At 68.9% G+C, this 16,724-nt stretch carries 12 protein-coding genes and 2 pseudogenes; 3 read left to right on the top strand and 11 right to left on the bottom strand.

Going from position 1 to position 16,724, the window contains the following annotated elements; translation table 11 throughout:
• Positions 1-251 precede the first annotated feature (251 nt).
• From ACH34W_RS45355 to ACH34W_RS45325, 7 genes and pseudogenes are all read right to left on the bottom strand, one after another.
• A complete protein-coding gene (locus tag ACH34W_RS45355) occupies positions 252-968 on the bottom strand; it encodes a hypothetical protein (RefSeq protein ID WP_395967439.1) in 717 nt (238 codons plus the stop codon).
• A gap of 308 nt (positions 969-1,276) precedes the next feature.
• Positions 1,277-1,900: a recombinase family protein gene (locus ACH34W_RS45350; RefSeq protein WP_395967438.1), complete on the bottom strand. Its 624-nt coding sequence runs from the start codon at positions 1,898-1,900 to the stop codon at positions 1,277-1,279.
• Positions 1,901-2,079: 179 nt separating this feature from the next.
• Positions 2,080-3,324 carry a TniQ family protein gene (locus ACH34W_RS45345; protein ID WP_395967437.1) on the bottom strand — a complete coding sequence of 415 codons (1,245 nt, stop codon included), beginning with the start codon at positions 3,322-3,324 and terminating at the stop codon, positions 2,080-2,082.
• 20 nt (positions 3,325-3,344) lie between these two features.
• Positions 3,345-4,058: pseudogene (locus tag ACH34W_RS45340) on the bottom strand (TniB family NTP-binding protein); the annotation flags it as partial.
• A 309-nt stretch (positions 4,059-4,367) separates the two neighbouring features.
• Positions 4,368-4,532 (bottom strand): annotated as a pseudogene (locus tag ACH34W_RS45335) (Mu transposase C-terminal domain-containing protein); the annotation flags it as partial.
• A gap of 452 nt (positions 4,533-4,984) precedes the next feature.
• Positions 4,985-5,530: a hypothetical protein gene (locus tag ACH34W_RS45330; protein WP_395967436.1), complete on the bottom strand. Its 546-nt coding sequence runs from the start codon at positions 5,528-5,530 to the stop codon at positions 4,985-4,987.
• 404 nt (positions 5,531-5,934) lie between these two features.
• Positions 5,935-6,495 carry a TetR/AcrR family transcriptional regulator gene (locus ACH34W_RS45325; protein WP_395967435.1) on the bottom strand — a complete coding sequence of 187 codons (561 nt, stop codon included), beginning with the start codon at positions 6,493-6,495 and terminating at the stop codon, positions 5,935-5,937.
• Positions 6,496-6,582: 87 nt separating this feature from the next.
• On the opposite strand from ACH34W_RS45325, the gene ACH34W_RS45320 reads away from it, so the two are divergent.
• The 3 genes from ACH34W_RS45320 to ACH34W_RS45310 all read left to right on the top strand — a co-directional run bounded on the left by ACH34W_RS45320 (position 6,583) and on the right by ACH34W_RS45310 (position 10,496).
• Positions 6,583-6,987, top strand: a complete 405-nt coding sequence (locus ACH34W_RS45320) for a nuclear transport factor 2 family protein (protein WP_395967434.1) — start codon at positions 6,583-6,585, stop codon at positions 6,985-6,987.
• A 335-nt stretch (positions 6,988-7,322) separates the two neighbouring features.
• Positions 7,323-9,128, top strand: a complete 1,806-nt coding sequence (locus ACH34W_RS45315) for a hypothetical protein (protein WP_395967433.1) — start codon at positions 7,323-7,325, stop codon at positions 9,126-9,128.
• Positions 9,129-9,260: 132 nt separating this feature from the next.
• Complete coding sequence (locus tag ACH34W_RS45310) at positions 9,261-10,496, top strand: pentapeptide repeat-containing protein (protein WP_395967432.1); 1,236 nt, start codon at positions 9,261-9,263, stop codon at positions 10,494-10,496.
• A 573-nt stretch (positions 10,497-11,069) separates the two neighbouring features.
• Here ACH34W_RS45310 and ACH34W_RS45305 read toward each other — a convergent pair.
• The 4 genes from ACH34W_RS45305 to ACH34W_RS45290 form a co-directional block, all read right to left on the bottom strand.
• Positions 11,070-12,194: a S1 family peptidase gene (locus ACH34W_RS45305; protein WP_395967431.1), complete on the bottom strand. Its 1,125-nt coding sequence runs from the start codon at positions 12,192-12,194 to the stop codon at positions 11,070-11,072.
• A gap of 367 nt (positions 12,195-12,561) precedes the next feature.
• Positions 12,562-15,222 carry an AAA family ATPase gene (locus ACH34W_RS45300; protein ID WP_395967430.1) on the bottom strand — a complete coding sequence of 887 codons (2,661 nt, stop codon included), beginning with the start codon at positions 15,220-15,222 and terminating at the stop codon, positions 12,562-12,564.
• Positions 15,223-15,570: 348 nt separating this feature from the next.
• On the bottom strand, positions 15,571-15,870 hold the full coding sequence (locus ACH34W_RS45295) for a hypothetical protein (RefSeq protein ID WP_395967429.1): 300 nt from the start codon (positions 15,868-15,870) through the stop codon (positions 15,571-15,573).
• A gap of 270 nt (positions 15,871-16,140) precedes the next feature.
• A partial coding sequence (locus tag ACH34W_RS45290) for a zinc-binding dehydrogenase (RefSeq protein WP_395967428.1) occupies positions 16,141-16,724 on the bottom strand: 584 nt, incomplete at its 5' end.

Here is a 16,724-nt window from a genome sequence, read left to right as displayed (position 1 = left end):
CGATTTCCGAAGCCGCCTGCACGGGTGTCCGAAGTCCGCTGCACGCGATCGCAGTGGGAGTCTGCAGAAATCTGAGCGCGGGGATCTGAACGAGTCCGGCCTGGTGGTGCGAAGTCGGACCTCAATGACCATGGCCCGTGCCGCTCGGCCTGGCGGTCTTCGTGTAGCTGGCCGGACCCTGGCGCGATCAGGGCACTGACCCTACACCGCTGGTCGCCTTGGCCCGCGCCGTCACCACGCCCACGCGATGATCACTCCTGTGAGAAATACACCGGCTTGATCATCACCTGCACGAAATGGCGATGCGTGGAGAGCGCCCGCGTCGATACTTCCCGCAGATCGGGACGCCGCACTTCAGCCTGGAAATACGGGGAGCGCGTGGGGTATCCGTCGTTCGCGAGGCTGGTCGCTGGAGGCCGGCACTCCCTGCCCGACCACAAGGTGACGATCTCGGCCCAGCGCGCCGGCGCGCCCGGGTCCGGGTCCGGGTCCGGGTCCGTCCAACGTGACCGGATGCCCTGTGGGCACACCGGGGCCCCGCACTGGGTCCGTGGCTCCGTTCCCCAACCGCGCGAGAAGGCCCAACGGCTGACCTGGCGGACGCCATCGCACAGCTCCCGGTCCGCCGCGAAGTATCGCGTCACCACTCGTTCGCAGGACACCGACCAGGTGAAGCTCATGGGCAGCCGCCAGGCCGAACAGGTGTCGACGACCGAGCCGCCATGGTCGACGAGCCACGGACGCGCCTTGGTGAGGAACCGGATCTGCTCGTCGACCCAGGCCTGCGCACGGTGACGCGCCTGGGTCGCCGCCGCGGACCGTGCGACATCCTCCAGCTCCTCGGTGTCCGGCGCGGTGTCGAACTCCTCGCGCATGCTGCGGAAGCAGCCGGCCACGAGGACGGCTGGCACGATCACCACCACCAACAGGGCGACGGACAGCAGGAGCAGGTCGCGGCGCCTTGGCATGAGTACCACTGTCCGCCGACCCGCCAACGATGGCGGCACAGGATGATCACATAGCCATCACGGGCGGTGTTCGCGCAGGTGGGAGTGGTAGTCCGAGTTCTCTCGCGTTTCGGAGTTCTTCCGCTCCAAGCTCTGCCGGCAGGCCCGCCCGGCGATCTCGCCGAGCAGGGTCAGAATCCCGGCGAGCCGATGACGGTGACCCTCACCCCGCGGCCCCCGGGCGGTGGTTCCTGCAGCTGGGCCCGTACTTCGTCGGGCCGAACATGTCGCCCTCGCCGTGTAAGGGGAAGGGAAGGCGGTGGTGCTCGTCAGTGTCCGACCGGCTCGTCGGCGTTGTCCGGGGTGGCGAGGTAGCGGTGCAGGGAGGTCTTGGGGATGCCGGTCTTGGTGGCGATGACGCCGAGGGAGTCGCCCTGGGCTTTCAGCAGCCGCGCGTATTCGATCTTGTCTTCGGAATGGGCCACGGGCCGGCCGATCTGACGGCCGCTGGCCTCGGCGACGGTGCGGGCGTGAGCGGCGCGTTCGGCGGTGAAGGTGCGTTCCATCTCGGCGAACAGCGCCAGCAGCAGGAAGGCGATGCGGCCCATGCCCTCGTCGGCGGTGTTGATGGGCAGCGGGTCGGCCAGCGACCGTACGCCGATGCCCCTCTCGGCGAGATCGTGGACGAGGTTGAGGACCTCGCGCAGGTTACGGCCGATCCGGTCCAGGGTGTGCACGACGATGGTGTCGCCGTGGCGGGCGTAGGCCAGTAGTCGGCCCAGGCCGTCTCGGTCGATGGTGGTGCCGGTCTTCTTGTCGACGTAGATCCGCTCATCGGGGATCCCGGCGGCGGCCAGGACAGCCAGTTGCCGTTCGAGGGACTGTTTGGTGGTGGAGACGCGGGCGTACCCGAACTCCATCCCGCCATGGGGATGATCGCTGCCGTTTCCCATCTCCCGATCGTACCGAAAATCAGCTCTGTACGGCCCTTTCGGAACAGTTGTTGTGGAACGAATTCCGGAACGAACGGTGTCCGCTGGTGTCTGATTTGCAAGCGGTCGAGGGCGGCGAGCCGGGGTCGTTCCGCTTCCAAGGAAGTGGAACGGGTGTCGAGCGCGGCCAGCTCCGCTGGTCACAGGATCCCGAAGGGGCCCGGTCGGCTGAAGTCCCATTCGTGGGCCTCGGGGAGGAACTCCGCCGGTATGCCGCACATGTTGATCAGTTCCTCGCGTTCGCGTTCGAAGGTCGCGGTGCTCCGTCGCCGCCAAGTGAGGCACTGCAGAATCCACTGCGCGGTGGTCTGGTCGGTCTTGGCGGCTTCAAAGACGTCCTTGAGCGCTGCGTCCAAATCGGCTGGGGAATGCCGTGGTGGTCGTGGTGGTCGTGGAGGTCGCGGGACGGTCGGCCGGGCGGGGGCGCCGGCGTCGACGGGCTGGTACGGCAGGGAGGTCAGCAGCGGGCCGAGCGTGCCCCGCGCGGTGATCACTCCTGTTTCGGTTTGCCGCATGGCGATCGCGGCGGCCTGGAGCATCGCCTCCTGCTGGTCCCGGTCGAGCTCCTCAAAGGGGCGCCAGACGTTGAGGCCGGCCCTGGCCGGAGTCCCAACGGCCTCCCAGATCGTTTGGAGGACCGCCTGTGAACGCTTGCGCACCTTGGACGGCGACGTGCTGACCTCATCGAGCAGCGTCCGGAGCAACCGGAACCACACCCCCGCGTGAACGGACCGGCGCGGCAGGGTGACTCGGCCTGTGGTGATTGCTTCGTGGGTGCGTCGATCCAGCTCAACGGTCTCCGGCGGCGCGGGCTCGGGCGGTATCGGTTCTCCGTCGAAGGCCGCCAGCGCGATGTCACCGGCAGGTCGGACACGGCATCCGTGCTCGGCGCAGCTGAGCATCAGCGGCAGCCGCGAGAGCAACGGGACGACACGGTCGGGGGCGTCGGCGCAGACAGGGCATTGGTGCCGCACCGCTTGGGAAGTCAGCCAGGGCCGCCATCGCGGCACGACATTGTGTCCGACTTCGCCGGGGGCCAGCAGCACCGAGTCCTGGCGGACGTAGGTGTCGAAGTATTCCTGGTCTCCTTCGCCCAGGCCGTCCATCAGCCAGGGCACCCACCCCGAGAACGTCATCGCACGCAGGCCACCGAGCTCAACGCCAGTGCGCTCGCTCACCTCGGCCAGTACGCGGTCGGGCGGATCCCAGTCCAGGTCGGCCGCACTCCATCCCTCGTCGACGATCGAGGCCGACCCGAGGTTGTGTTCGAGCAGATCGCGCAGGGTCACCGAGTGCTCGCCCGAGACCCGGTCCAGCCACGACGACAGCGCCTCGCCCGGCAGCGGCCTCGGGTGCAGCGGCCAGCGCTGGACCCGGCCGTTCACAGCAGCTCCCGCTCGAACAGACGGCGCCGCTCGGTCGGCCCGGCGTAGGTGGCCAGCAGCGAACAAGCCTCTCCGCCCGGCTCCCACCGGGGCAGCACCAGCGGCTGGAACCGGTTCTCCAGCTGGTCATCGGAGCGGATCGCCAGATAGGCCTCTCTGGTCCCCACGCCGACCAGCGGAATCTTCAGCTCGTTGCCGAGAAACCGCAGGAGGTTGAGGAACTCGCGCCGCACATCGCCTCGTCCGGCCAGGACGTTGTGCAGCTCGTCGATCACCAAGACCCGCACGCCGACACGGCGCAGCAGGTACAGCGCGACCTGCTCCAACTCGGCGATACGGCGGCGGGGCCGCAACGGCGCACCCAACGCGGCCAGCAACGCGGTGTAGAACCGCACCACCGACGGCTCGGACGGCATCTGAACCACCAGCACCGGGATCTGTTCCGCGTCCGGGCGCGAGACCGGCAGGTGCCCGCGACGGAACTTCTCGATGATCATCGATTTACCGTTGTTCGTCGGCCCGACCAGCAGCAGATTCGGCATCCGCTGCTTGGCCGGCCACTCCACCAGCTCCTCCAGCCGCGCCAGGGCGGCAGCGGCGCGGGTGTACCCGATCCACCGGTCGGCCCGCACGTACCTGACGCGTTCGTCAACCGGCAGCCGTGCCGCTCGCCGGGCGATCTCATGCAGGTGGTCCAGGTCTTCGGGCTCCCCGAGCTCGACATCCCCGTTCACCACTGCTCGATCTCCTCGAACGGCGTGGCCATCGGCCCCGCGGCCAGGTCCCCGCTCGCGATCGGTGGCGGCGGCACCACAGGCGCCGCCCGCCGCGGCGGCCCTGCGCTGCAGCGAGCGGCGGGCCTTACGGGTCTTGGCCGCGGCGTCCTCAGTGATCTGCCGCATCTGCTCCACCATCGCAAACAGCGCGCTCTCATCCACCTGACCACGGCCCAGCTCCCGGATGCGAGCCACGGCCGCACGCTGCTCCCACAGACTGATCGGCGGTCGCGACAACGTCCGGTACGGAACCTCCAGATAACTGGTCCCGTCGGGGTCCAGCGCCCAGATCCGGGAGATGTCGCGCGGGTCGCGCCGCAGCACGAACTTGTCCAGCTTCTCCCGCCGTGCGATCCACGGCTTGAGCGCATCACAGAAGTACTGGACATGGTCGAGGGTGAAGCCCTGCCTGCCCAGCACCCGCCGTTCCACCGGCAGGAAGTCGACCAGGAACGCCGTCTCGTTCGCCACCGTCGCCGGACGGCACCGTCCGCGTCTGGGACCTTCCGGAAATCAGTAGTAACGAGCGCAGCTAGGAGCCTGATGAGTCCGTATCCACCACCGAGCAATCGGCGCCAGGCCGTGCCGATCAGCGGCTTCACGGCTTGCTGGGGCCTCCACCCGCGGGTCGGCGGCTTGTCCACATGTTCACTGATCACAGCCGCCAAGGTGACAGAGGTTCTCACTTAGCGGGAGCTGCACCCATGCCAGTTGAAGAAGGCGGGCGCCTGTGAGCTTGTTGCCCTCGATGTCCTTCATCCTGCGGAACTCGCCGCCTTGAAGGAGCTCCGCCGCCACCTCGTCAGCTCGCGGGACACTGGATATGTACGCCATGCGCATGCAGCTTCTGTGAGAGGAGTCCTACCGCCTCTGAGTGGGGCGGATCAGCTCTCGCCTGCTGTGAAATAGGAGCGGCGGAACTGCCAGATCGGGTGGTCTGCCGGGGGGCGGCCGGTGAGGCGCCGGAGTGGCGGGCCTGGCTCAGCGGCGAGGTGCGTCCGGGCGATGTTGACAAAGTCTTGGCGTTTAGTGTCGATGGCGGTGCGGAGGCGGGGCCAGTCCTCCTTGGTGGTCCAGCCTCGTTTGATCTGTAGGTGCACTGGCCAGAACTCAGCATCGATGGCGTGGGCGGCTTGGACGATGTCGCGGTCGGCCACGAGGTTGACCATAGCGAGGGCCTCGTTCCAGGCCTTCCAGTCCAGGGTGGTCTTGACGTTGACGCCGTCCGGGGCGGGGACGCCTTGCTCGCCGTTCGCGAGGGCGAGCTCGATCAGCATGTTCGAGGACTCGCGGAGGACCTGGGCGCACGCGTCCAGCTGGCGATCGTGCGAACGCTGGCGTTGTTGTGCCCGGCTGCTGAGGACGCTGCCGACCAGAACGCCGAGAAGCGTGGTCAGCACTGCACCGATGGTGGTGATGAACAGGCTCATAATGCACCCGCCCTACCCGGGATGACCCGATATGCCGTCCCGCTCACGTAGTGAGACGCCAGAGCCACACCCTCTGGTGCCGCCCAGGCGTCGCAGCATCACTGTGACTGGGCGCAGTAGTTGGCCATCGGTTGCTGGCGTACGCAGAGGCTGGGCACGTTAGTTGGCCACTGGTGGGCACGCTAGCTAGCCAACGAGCGACGTTGGGCACGGTATCTGGCCACGGGTTCGCGCCTTCCGGAAGCACTCCAATGAGCCGAAGTGCGATAACCGTCACCGGTGATCGCCGGTGAGTGCAGAGAGCCAGGCGGGTGAGGCGCGCTTGTTGTCACCGATGAGGCAGGCCGCCTGTCACTCGGATCACAGATCGCAGGCTTTCTGTCATGCCCATGGCCGCCCTTGCCTCACTGGGAACGGAGGGCGTCTAGGACCAGGGTGACCGTGCGGTGGCGGAGGTCGTCGGACCAGGCGGCAGCCAAGGCTCCGTGGGCGGTGGCGGTAAGCAGGGCCATGACCTCATCGAGACGGACATCGGCGCGGACGGTCCCAGCCTCCCGGGCGGCTTCCAGCAGCGAGTCGAAGGTTTGGGTGAGCGCCATGATCTGCTCACCCGGTTCGATGGATGTGCCCTCTTCGGCGAGGAGACCGACAACGGTGCCGACCTTGGCCGAGCTTTCGACGAGGAAGGCGAAGTAGTCGAAGAAGGCCGTTCCGGGGTCTCCGTCAGCACTGAGGGTCTCCGCCTTGTCGATGAGACGTTGTCTGAGCTCCTTCATGATCGCGGCAAGGAGGTCGTGCTTGGTGGGGAAGTGGCGGAAAACCGTCCCGATGGCAACGCCGGCGCGGGCGGCGACCTCTTCGGTGGACGCAGAGGGTCCGCGTTCGGCGAACACGTCTTCGGCGGCGAGCAGGATGCGGGCGCGGTTGCGCCTGGCGTCGGCGCGCATCGGCTTGTCCGGTGCCATTCGTCCCCTCGTTGACAAAATGAGTCGAGACTCATATTTTCAACCTGAGTCTTCACTCATCTTAGCTCGCTTCGGAAGGAGCCCCCCATGCCCGAGCGGTCCCCCCGAGACCTCTTCGCCCGCTTCCAGAACAACACCCTGGCCGGACAGGCGGCACTGGACGAGGAGATGCTGGCTGACGACGTCGTCGTGGAGAGTCCGTTCGCTGCCGCCGAGCAGCGCAGGACCGAGGGCCGGGAGCAGGTCGTGGCCATGACGCGGGCGGGCCGCGAGGCCCTCCCCATCATGTTCGAGGAGTTCCGGGACGTGGTGATCCATGAGACCGCCGACCCGGAGGTGATCATCGCCGAGTACCAGATAGTGGCCGCGATGCCGGAGAGCGGCACACGGGCGCAGGCCCCGTTCGTGGTGGTACTGCGCGCCCGGGACGGGCGCATCGTGCACTGGCGCGAGTATCAGGACCGGACGGCGATCGCCGAGGCCCTGGCCTGAGCCGCTCATGGTGTCCAGCGCCGTATCTGGCCGCGCACCCGCCTATGTGACGACTACGGTGCTTCGGCTCACCCAACCGCTGACCGCGACCCCCTCGCTGGCCAACAAGCCTGCCCAATGGCCAACTAGCATGCTCAGCCACAATCACAAGCGAGCAGCGAGCAGCCGCGATTCGGTCGAAACCGTCAGCATGATGCTGAGGGTTTGAGTCGAAGGCACGCCCACACCCCCGCAAGCCGCCGTGGCTGGATGGACGTGCGGCCACAGCTGGCCCCAGACCGGGCCTTTCGCCCGGTGTATGGCGGGCGGAGGCTGGTGGGCCTGGGGGTTCTTGGATGCTGGAGGAAGCTGATCTCACGCCGGTGGAGCGGAGGCTGTGCGCGGCGGCCGCCGCGGGCCGACTGCTCGACCTGCGCACCCGGCGGCCGGGGCAGGATGACCCCGCCCACGGACATGGGTGGGGTGCCGATCGGCAGATCCGCGCGCAGCTGGTGTACCAGCTGTTGACCGGGCATGGACCGCTGGACCAGCAGGTCGGCCGGCCGTTGGCCGTCCGGGTCCGCGGCGTCGGCGTGGTGGGCCGGCTCAATCTGGGCGGCCTCACGCTGCGCTATCCGCTGGAGCTGTACGACTGCTTCATCGGCGGCCGAGTCAACCTCGCCAAGACGGACGGCATTCAGATCAGCCTGCGGGGCAGCCATCTGCGTCAACGGTTCTCAGGCCGCGACCTAAAAATGAAACTTAGCCTCAACCTAAGTGGCGGGTTCTGCTGCCTGGCCCAAGTGGATCTGCGCTTCGGTCACCTCGGCGGCGGCCTCGACGCTACAGGCGCACGATTCACCAACCCGCGTGGTGAGGCACTGACTGCCGACGGCCTCACCGTCGAGACGCACATGTCGATGGAAGCTGCACAGGTAGTCGGCGAAACGCGGCTGTCAGGCGCCCGCATCGCTGGCCAGTTGAATTGTGATGCCGCTTCGTTCGCCAATCCCGATGGCACCGCGCTCGCTGCGGATGGGCTCGTCGTCGACTCGCACATGTGGATGGTGGCTGTGCAGGCATCTGGTGAAGTGGAGTTGTCAGGGGCCCACATCGGCGGCCAGTTGATTTGCCGTGCCGCATCGTTCACCAACCCTGACGGCATCGCGCTGCGTGCCGATGGGCTGACCGTCGATGCCGACATGTCCCTTGGGCAGGCACAGGTAACGGGCGAAGCGCGGCTGCCTGGGGCTCGCATCGGCGCCCTGGATTGCCGTGATGCCACGTTTAGCCATCCGGAGGACATGGCGCTCTTTGCCGCTGGGCTGACCGTCGACGCCAACATGCTCCAGATGAATACGCAGGTGACCGGTCGGATAGGGCTGCACAGCGCTCACATCGGCGGTGTTCTGGGGCTGAATGCCGCCAGGTTGGTCGACATTGAGCGTTCCCTGGTCCTGGATCTTGAACATGCAGTTATCGACCGTGCCATGTTTCTGACACCGGTCGCCCTGGTAGGGGGCATCGACCTCAGCCATGCACGGGTGGGCCGGTGGTGTGACCATCGCGCGACGTGGCCGGAGTTCGTGCGGTTGAACGGGTTCATCTATGAGCACATCTCCGCTCCGAATGTCACAGCGCGGCAGAGGCTGGAGTGGCTGCGCCGCCAGGATGGTGGTTATCTGCCGCAGCCGTATGAGCAGTTGGCCGAGGTGTACCGGCGGGCCGGCGACGAGTCCGCCTCCCGGATAGTGGCAATCGCCAAACAGCGTGCCCGTCGGGCACAGGCCGCCAGGTGGTGGGCGCGCTGGCCCAGCCAGGTCTGGAGCTGGGTGCTGCGTGTCACCATCGGGTACGGCTACCGGCCCGCGCTGGTCCTGCCCTACCTGGCCGTCCTGTTCGCCGCCGGGTGGATGGTGTTCGCCCACGCCCACCCCGACCATGTGCGGCCCGCCCGGACGGCGGCAGACACCGTGCAGCCGTCCTTCAGCGCCGCCCGCTACACCCTGGACCTGCTGCTGCCGGTGGCCAACCTGCGCCAGCGCGAGGCCTTCGTCGCCGACGGCTATGCCGCCTGGTGCGCCTTCGGCCTGAGCCTGGCCGGGTGGCTGCTGGCCGCCGTGGTGGTCGCCGGTCTGACCGGCGTCTTCAAACGCGGCTGACCCCCTGCTTGCGGCCGGGTCGGCGGGGTGCCGGGCTGGCGTAGGGATCGGGTGGTCGGTGTGCGGAACCTTTGCCGCGGCGGCGGCTTCTAACGGCTGGGGCGCGGCGGCGCCCGGACGGAGGCGGGATCGATGGACAGGCTGGCCCGGGCACGGGGTGAAGTACGGTCATACGGCCGCAACGCGCCGGTGGCGCGCCGGGCCGGCTGGGCGCTGGCCGGGGCGGCGCTGCTGACGGCGGCTGCGGCGTACGGGCTGGCGTTGTGGAAGATGCCCGACCTGATGCACCTGGCCGCCAAGGCCGACCGGCACAGTGCGCGGCTGCTGGTGGCCACGGTCGGCGGCGCGATCGTGGTGGCCACCGGTTTGTTCTTCACCTGGCGCGGCTATCGCCTCAGTCACCGCGGCCAGGTGACCGATCGCTTCGCCAAGGCCCTGGAACGCCTCGGGTCCGATGATATGGACGTGCGCCTGGGCGGCATCCACGCGCTGGCGCACGTGGCCAACGACTCTCCCCCGCACCACAACGACGTGCTCGAAGTCCTGGCCACCTTCATCCGCCGCCGCGTGGCCGAGCGGGCGGTTCCTGCGGCCCCCACCGGGCACCGCACGGTCTGGCTGCACGAGCCCGAAGCATCGCCCGAGCCGGACCGGCCCCCAGGGCCCGAGGCTGACGTGCAGCACGCCCTGACCACCCTGGGCCGCCGGGGCCGCCGCCCCGAACGCCTCGCCCTGGATTTCAGCGGCCTGCATCTCACCGGCGCGGAGCTCTCCAGCGCACGGCTCGCCGGTGCGATCCTGCGCGCCACCGACCTGACCCGCACGCACCTGACCAGCGCGGACCTGACCGGAGCGAACCTGTTCCGCGCGAATCTGACCCGTGCGCTCCTGACCGGCGCGAACCTGACCGGCGCGAACCTGACCGATGCGGACCTGACCGGCGCCTACCTGGCCCGCGCGGACCTGACCGGTGCCCACCTGAAGCGTGCGAACCTGACTGGGGCCCACCTGAATCGTGCCAACCTGACGGAGGCGGATCTGACCGGAGCCCGCCTGACCGGCGCGGATCTGACCGGAGCCCGCCTGAGCGGCGCAGACCTGACCCGCGCGGACCTGACCGGAGCGAACCTGTGGCGGGCGAACCTGACCGGCGCGAACCTGACCCATGCGAACTTGACCGGCGCGAACCTGACCGATGCGAACTTGACCGGCGCGAACCTGACCGGCGCGAACCTGACCGATGCGGATCTGGCCGGCGCTGACCTGACCGGTGCGAACCTGCTCGGCACGGATCTGCGTGCGGTGAAGGGGGTCACGGCGCAGGAGGTCCGCGCGGTGGCCAGAACCGATGGTGGTACTTGGTTCTGAGCTGCGCCGCAGCCGGAGAACAGGCGGTCGCGTAGCGGCAGCGCACCGGTCATCTCCAAGCGTGTCCTACCTATCCATCTTGGGCGGCGCTATGCGCGCTTCTCGGGCTCCTCGGTCGTCTCCTAGGTGGACGCGGCCTTGGCGATCTGGGTGCGCTGTTCGGCGACCACGGCGCGCTCGCGCTGCTGCTCGACGGCCTGGCGAGCCTGGTCAAGCTCGGTCTCGGTGCGGGCCAGTAGCTTCCGGACGGCGCTAGCGTCGCTCTGGGCGGCGATCGATGCGGGCCTGCTCGGCGTTGTGCCGGGCGTCCTCGGCGCGGCGGTGGCTGGGCCTGCTGGTAGCGGCGGCGCTGCGCGGCGGGCACGCCCAGCTCAGACGATCCCGGCCGCACCTGCACCTGCACCTGATCCAAAGCACTACTAGGGCGTGTCCGATAGATCTTGATCTATCGGACACGCCCTGACTGGTCGGCTGAGTTTGTTTGGCACTGGCGACTCCGGCTCGGCTATGAGCTCGCCCCGCCGGGTTGATCAGGCGCCTTATGCCGGTGTCTCACGCCTTGCGTGCAGAGTCTCAGGGCTGAGGCGTATCCCAGAGTGTCAAGGCGTAGTTGGTCAGGATGGGGTTGAGCGGCTGGTACACCGTGGTGCCGCCGGAGCAGCCGCCGGCGCCGCCGGAGAGCACTCCGAGCCCGATGCTGCCGCCGTCGTACAGCGGACCACCGCTGTCGCCCGGCTCGGCGCACGCGTTCGTTTTGATCAGGCCGTTGACCGTTATTCCATCAGGTGTTCCATCGTCATAGGTCACGGTCGTGTTCAGCCCCGTGACCTTGCCGCCGCGGACACCGGTGGTGCTGCCGCTGCGCCGGATCGACAGGCCGACAACGGCGTCGCCCGAGCTGGTGATGAACTTCCCGCTGCCGGCCACCGTGCCAAAGACGTGAATCCCGGCGGTGTCGTAGTTGACGATGCCGAAGTCACCGCCCGCGCCGAAGACGCCCGGGCCGCCCGAGTTGGCGCCGAGACGACTGGTCAAGCCCTGGTTGGCATGCCAGACATTACCGGCGTGCGTGCAATGTCCGGCGGTGATGAAGTAGTGGAAGGCGCCGCTGAACACGTTGAAGCCGAGTGAGCAGCGTCCAGCGCCCTGTGGACCGTTGGTGTAGATGGCCGAGCCGTTCAGCATGGTCGGGCCGGCGAGCGTGCTCAGCTTTCCGTTGAGACGCTCGACCCTGACTGCCGAGCCGAGCCGGTCGGTGACGGATGTGAGCTTGGTGAGCTTGGCGCCCTTGACCGATTCGTCCGCTGAGACCACCACCTGGTCGGTGGCCGGGTCGACCGCCCATGCGGTGCCGGGGATCCGAGCGGACTCGTCGAGCTTGTCGGTCGCCTTGGTGAGGTCAGCGCGGCTGCGTGTGACCATGCGCGGGGTCGCACCGGCCGCACGTACGCTCTGGGCGGCCGAGCCGTCGGTGACGGTGACGATGAGCTGACCGGTCGCCTCGTCGAGATAGGAGCCGACGCTTCGGTTTCCCAGCCGCTTGTCCAGTCTGGTCGCGAGGTTGGCCAGATCGTGCTGGCCGGGCGAGGCGGTTGGCTTCGGCGGTGGGGTCGGCGCCGCCTGCGCGCTCGGCGCGACAGCCGGGACGACGGCCGTCACCGATGCGGCGACAGCCCAAACGGCATTACGAAGTTTCATTTCCGTTCTACTTTCAGAGGGGCGGAATTGGCTATCTGAAGGTGGCCTTTGCGTGCGGCCATCGGCGGCAGCGTCGTTCTGGCGGGCGCGATCGGATGAACGCGCGGTTCCATGAACGCGCGGTTCCTCTTCCTCGCCTCCGTGGTGAGGGGATCACCACGGCCGGCTGGGAGGGAGATCAACAGAAACGCCACGGTGGGGCTGAGGCGTCTCAGTACCCAGAGCACCTTCCGGACGCCCTCTTTGCCGAAGAGGGCGTCTTCCTGGGTTCTCCCGAGCGATCGGCGAGAAGTGCCAACATGTCATTCGCTCCTTTCACCGGCGAGTCTGCGGCCGGTGGAAAGGTGCGGGCATCGGGAGCGGGTCCCTAGATTTGCCGTGGAGGCTCCCCATCTTTCCAACGGGCCGCGTCCTGCCTGGTCCGCACGCCGAGCTTGGCCAGGACCGCCGACACGTGGTGGCCCACGGTCTTCGTCGAGATGTGCAGCCGGGCGGCGATCTCGGCGTCGCGCAGTCCTTCACGCAGGAGCACGAGCACGTCGTGCTGACGCGTGGTCAGGCCGGCCGGATGGGCAAGGGTCGCGCGCCTTGGTCTCCTGTTCATCCCGAGCCCGCGCAGTTTCTGCGCGACCAGCTCGGCGGCCGGCCGGGCACCGAGCCGTTGCAACCGGGCGAGCGCCGTCAGCAGCTCGGTCACGTCGTCGCTCGCGGCGCGTGCGACCGCTGCCTCGTACGGGCAGCCCAGCCGTTCCCAGGCGCGTTCGGCGCCGCGCCAGTCACCTGCCATGTCGTGTGCGTACGGCGTCTCACCGCTTCTACCCGTCACGCTGTTGGAACCCGCGTGATGGAGCCAGTAGCCCAGCTCGTCCGCAGCCCATCGGTGCCCGAGCCGGACGGCCTGGTCATAGGTCCCGGCCACGAGCGAGGGGACGTCGGCGGGACGGCCGGACAGGTACGCGGCTTCGGCCAGGCCCGCGGCGACCGGCCACAGGCTCTGCAGATCCATGGTCGGAACGGCGAGCTCCCACGCCTCTTCCAAGACGGTGACGCCGTCCGGTTCTCCCTTGCGTACGCCGATGCGGCCACGAACGGTCAGCGCGACGATTCTGCTGACGACCATTCGGGCGGGCAGTGAGACGTCCAGCAGTTCGGCCGCTTGGGCCCATCGGCCACGCTCGAAGAGGACACGCCCCAGCCACGCGGTCGCGTAGCGATGGTTGCCGTCCAAGCCGCGTTCCTCGCACCACGCGAGGCACTCACGCAGCCAGTGCTCGGCCAGGTCGTAGCGGCGGATCTCCCCCGCGCCCGAGCCCAGGTTCACCATCGCCGTCGCAGCCGCGCCGTCGTCCCCGGCCCGGCGGGCGACCTCCAGGCTTCGCAGCAGAGTGGACTCGGCCGCATCAGGCTCGTCGAACCACAGAGCCGAGCCGACCACGTCGAGTGCCCGCGCGAGCAGCCGCGTGTCGCCCACCTGCTCGGCCAGGGCGATGGCCCGGGTACCGACCTCGATCGCGCCGGGAATGTCGCGCGTGAGCATGAGCAGGGCCGCCGACCACGTCGCCGCCGCCGCCTGCGCGGGTCCTGGCCGGCTCAGATCGACCATCGCCAGCGCGGCCCGGACCGAGGCGCGCGCAGCCCCGGTCTCCCCCGCCCCCCAGAGGTAATCTGAGCGCCGGGCGAGCAGCACGATCTGCCGGTTGGTGTCGCCGACCTGCCGCCACAGCTCCAGCGCCGCACCGGACGACTCCACCGCCGTGGCGTTCCTGTCCACCCGCGCACACGCGGTCGCGTCCCGTTCAAGCAGTTCGGCCCACTCGCGAAGGGGAAATCCCGCCGCCTCGGCGCCGGTGAGGTCCGGGCCGAAACGCCGGGCCCGGGCATACTGATCGGCGGCCTGCCGGTGCGCCCCAGCGGCCGCCGCCCGCTCGGCGGCGACCGGAGCGTAGGCCAGCACGGCCGGGCAGTCCCCGGCCTCCTCCGCGTGATAGGCGAGCCGGGCAGGGTCGGAGCCCGGGCTTGCCGCGAGCCGGGCCAGGACCATCGCATGCAGTGAGGCCCGCCTGACCGGCGCGATGGCCCCCTCGACGGAGATCCGGGCCAGCTCATGCCGGAAGCGCACGCTGTTCCCCGCGCCGACGAGCATTCCAGCACCAACACACGCATCGAGGGCCGCCCGCATGCTCCCCAACCCGAGTCCGCCCTCCTGGCCAAACCCGCCACTCCCATCCACATCGCTGGAAGTGACGACGCCAGCAGACCCAGTGGACGCGGACGGCGCGTCGAACAGGGACAGCTCCACGTGGTCGGGGATCACGGCGACCACGTCCAAAGCCGCCCTGGCGGCCGCGTCGAGCCCGGCCGCGCGAGCCAAGACGGCATCGCGTACGGTCGCGGGAACCGGCTCTCCGGGCTCACCGAGCACCTCGGTGACAAAGAACGGATTGCCGCCGGTCCGCGCATGGATCTCACCCGCGTCCATGCCGTACGGCTCGGCAAGACCAGCGATCGCCTCAGCCGACAACGGCCGGAGCCGAATCCTGCGCGCGTACCTTTCCCCGGCCAGGGAGCCGAGCACGCCGAGCAGCAGATGATCGGAACCGAGTTCATCATCGCGGTAGGTGACGATCAGCAGACCCGCCGTACCCGCGATCCGTCGCGCCGCGAAGACCAGCAGGTCAAGGGACGCTTCATCCGCCCAGTGCGCGTCCTCGACCACGACCGTGCGGCCCGCGGCCAGCATGTCCAGGAACGCGCCGTACCGGTCGTGGGCGGCCGACTCGGCGGCCATCACCCTGGCCAGTTCCCCACCCGCTGCCCGCGCGATATCCCGCAACGGCCCGAGCGGGCGCGGAGTACGCAGCGCATCACAACCGCCCCACAACACACCGCCACCAACCTCCGCGGTGAACGCCGTGACCAGAGCGGTCTTACCGATCCCCGCCTCACCCGCGACCAGCACCACCCGGCCACGCTCGCGGTGGCACTCCATCAGCGCGGACAGAGCATCCCCCCGCTCCAGGAGCTCCATACGCCGGATGCTACGCCCCAGATGACTCCCCCCGAACGCCGCGAGCAGCTCGCCGACTCGCTGCGCGAAATTGGTGGTCAGCGCACCGGATTGGTGGTCGGCACTCAGCCTTGAATGATGAGGGCTGCTGTGTCACCGAGTTTGGTGACGAGATCGTCGAAGAGCAGCAGCCGTCCACCGGTGTACCGGGCTGCGCCCGCGCGGTCCAGGTCGACGTAAACGTTTCTTCGCGACCACCTCCAGGCCGTCGCAGTAGTCGTCGAAACTCCGCGCTGACCTGCGGCGGCGCCCGCCATCCTCACCATGCCGGGGGGCTGTCAGGGCGGGACGGCGCGTACAGCGCCCGACCTATCCGCTTTGCCGGGCCGTCAGGCCGTCCGGAACCGCTTGCAGCGGCACGCACTGATGACCAGCCGGGACACGGGCTATCGCAGGATTCCGTTCCGAATCACTCCGAGGCCCGGCTACTGGCGGGAGAGCGCGGGTGAGGCGGGCCAGGACGGTCGTCGCGAGGATCCACCCGGCAGTGATCATCGCGGCGGAGAGCCCTTGCTGTAGGCCGCGTGGGCGGGACGCGTTCTCCTGGCCGAAGCTGATGATCGGCAGGAGCAGGTCCAGGGTGTAGAGGAAGGCGTTGAAGGAGGGCACCTCGCCTGCCTTGAGGGCCGGTGGGTGGTGGGCGGTGAAGACGACCGTGCCTATGAGGAGAAGGGCTGCGAGCCCAGAGCGCGGCGCGCAGTGGGCCGTAGCCGTACCAGTCCTGCAAATACCCCCAGAACCGCGCCCCGAGCGGTTGCCCCGCCCGCCGGCGACGCTGTTTGGCCAGCAGGGACGGGCGCCCGTCATACATGACCGGCGCCCGCCCTGATTGCCGGAACTGGCCGAGCACGGAACTCTGTCACTTCCGATCGCACGCTTTTAGGCGGTCGGCGCTAGGACGACGACCTTGCCGGACACGGCACCGGCGGCGACTTCGGCGTGGAACGCCGGGAGGTCCTGGAGCTGGATACGGCGGCTGATGTCGATGTGAAGGTCGCCTCGGTCGATCGCCGCCACGAGGCCGGCGAGTTGCTTGGCGTCGCTCCGGACGAAGACGTTGAGCCCGCGCACCTTACGCGCTTGGTCGCTCGGCGCCTGCATCCACACCGTGGTGTTGACCACGGTCCCGCCGGACCGCACGAGAGCGGCCTGGCCGGCCAGCTGCGAGGGCTCGAGCGGTGCGAGGTTGAGCAGGAGGTCGACCGGCTGGGTCACCGCATCCACCACCTCGGTCGCGGTGTGGTCCAGGACCTGGTCGGCACCGGCGGCTCGGACCCGGTCCGCGCTGCGCGGGCTCGCCGTGGCGATGACGTGCGCGCCGGCGTTCTTTGCCAGCTGCACCGCGTAGGCACCGACAGCGCCTCCGGCGCCGGTGATGAGCACGCGCTGCCCGGCGGTGAGCTCGCCGAGTTCGAACAGTGCCTGCCAGGCGGTCAGGCCCACCAGTGGCAGGGCCGCCGCGT

This window comes from Actinomadura sp. 6N118, from assembly GCF_044326415.1.
Taxonomy (GTDB): domain Bacteria; phylum Actinomycetota; class Actinomycetes; order Streptosporangiales; family Streptosporangiaceae; genus Spirillospora.
This window is presented reverse-complemented; position numbering and strand designations above follow the sequence as displayed.

Bases quoted from the DNA above. Each gene is read 5' to 3' on its own strand.
- ACH34W_RS45300 (WP_395967430.1), bottom strand. From the start codon at position 15,222: ATGGAGCTCCTGGAGCGGGGGGATGCTCTGTCCGCGCTGATGGAGTGC.
- ACH34W_RS45310 (WP_395967432.1), top strand. From the start codon at position 9,261: ATGGACAGGCTGGCCCGGGCACGGGGTGAAGTACGGTCATACGGCCGC.
- ACH34W_RS45315 (WP_395967433.1), top strand. From the start codon at position 7,323: ATGCTGGAGGAAGCTGATCTCACGCCGGTGGAGCGGAGGCTGTGCGCG.
- ACH34W_RS45330 (WP_395967436.1), bottom strand. From the start codon at position 5,530: ATGAGCCTGTTCATCACCACCATCGGTGCAGTGCTGACCACGCTTCTC.
- ACH34W_RS45325 (WP_395967435.1), bottom strand. From the start codon at position 6,495: ATGGCACCGGACAAGCCGATGCGCGCCGACGCCAGGCGCAACCGCGCC.
- ACH34W_RS45350 (WP_395967438.1), bottom strand. From the start codon at position 1,900: ATGGGAAACGGCAGCGATCATCCCCATGGCGGGATGGAGTTCGGGTAC.
- ACH34W_RS45320 (WP_395967434.1), top strand. From the start codon at position 6,583: ATGCCCGAGCGGTCCCCCCGAGACCTCTTCGCCCGCTTCCAGAACAAC.
- ACH34W_RS45355 (WP_395967439.1), bottom strand. From the start codon at position 968: ATGCCAAGGCGCCGCGACCTGCTCCTGCTGTCCGTCGCCCTGTTGGTG.
- ACH34W_RS45305 (WP_395967431.1), bottom strand. From the start codon at position 12,194: ATGAAACTTCGTAATGCCGTTTGGGCTGTCGCCGCATCGGTGACGGCC.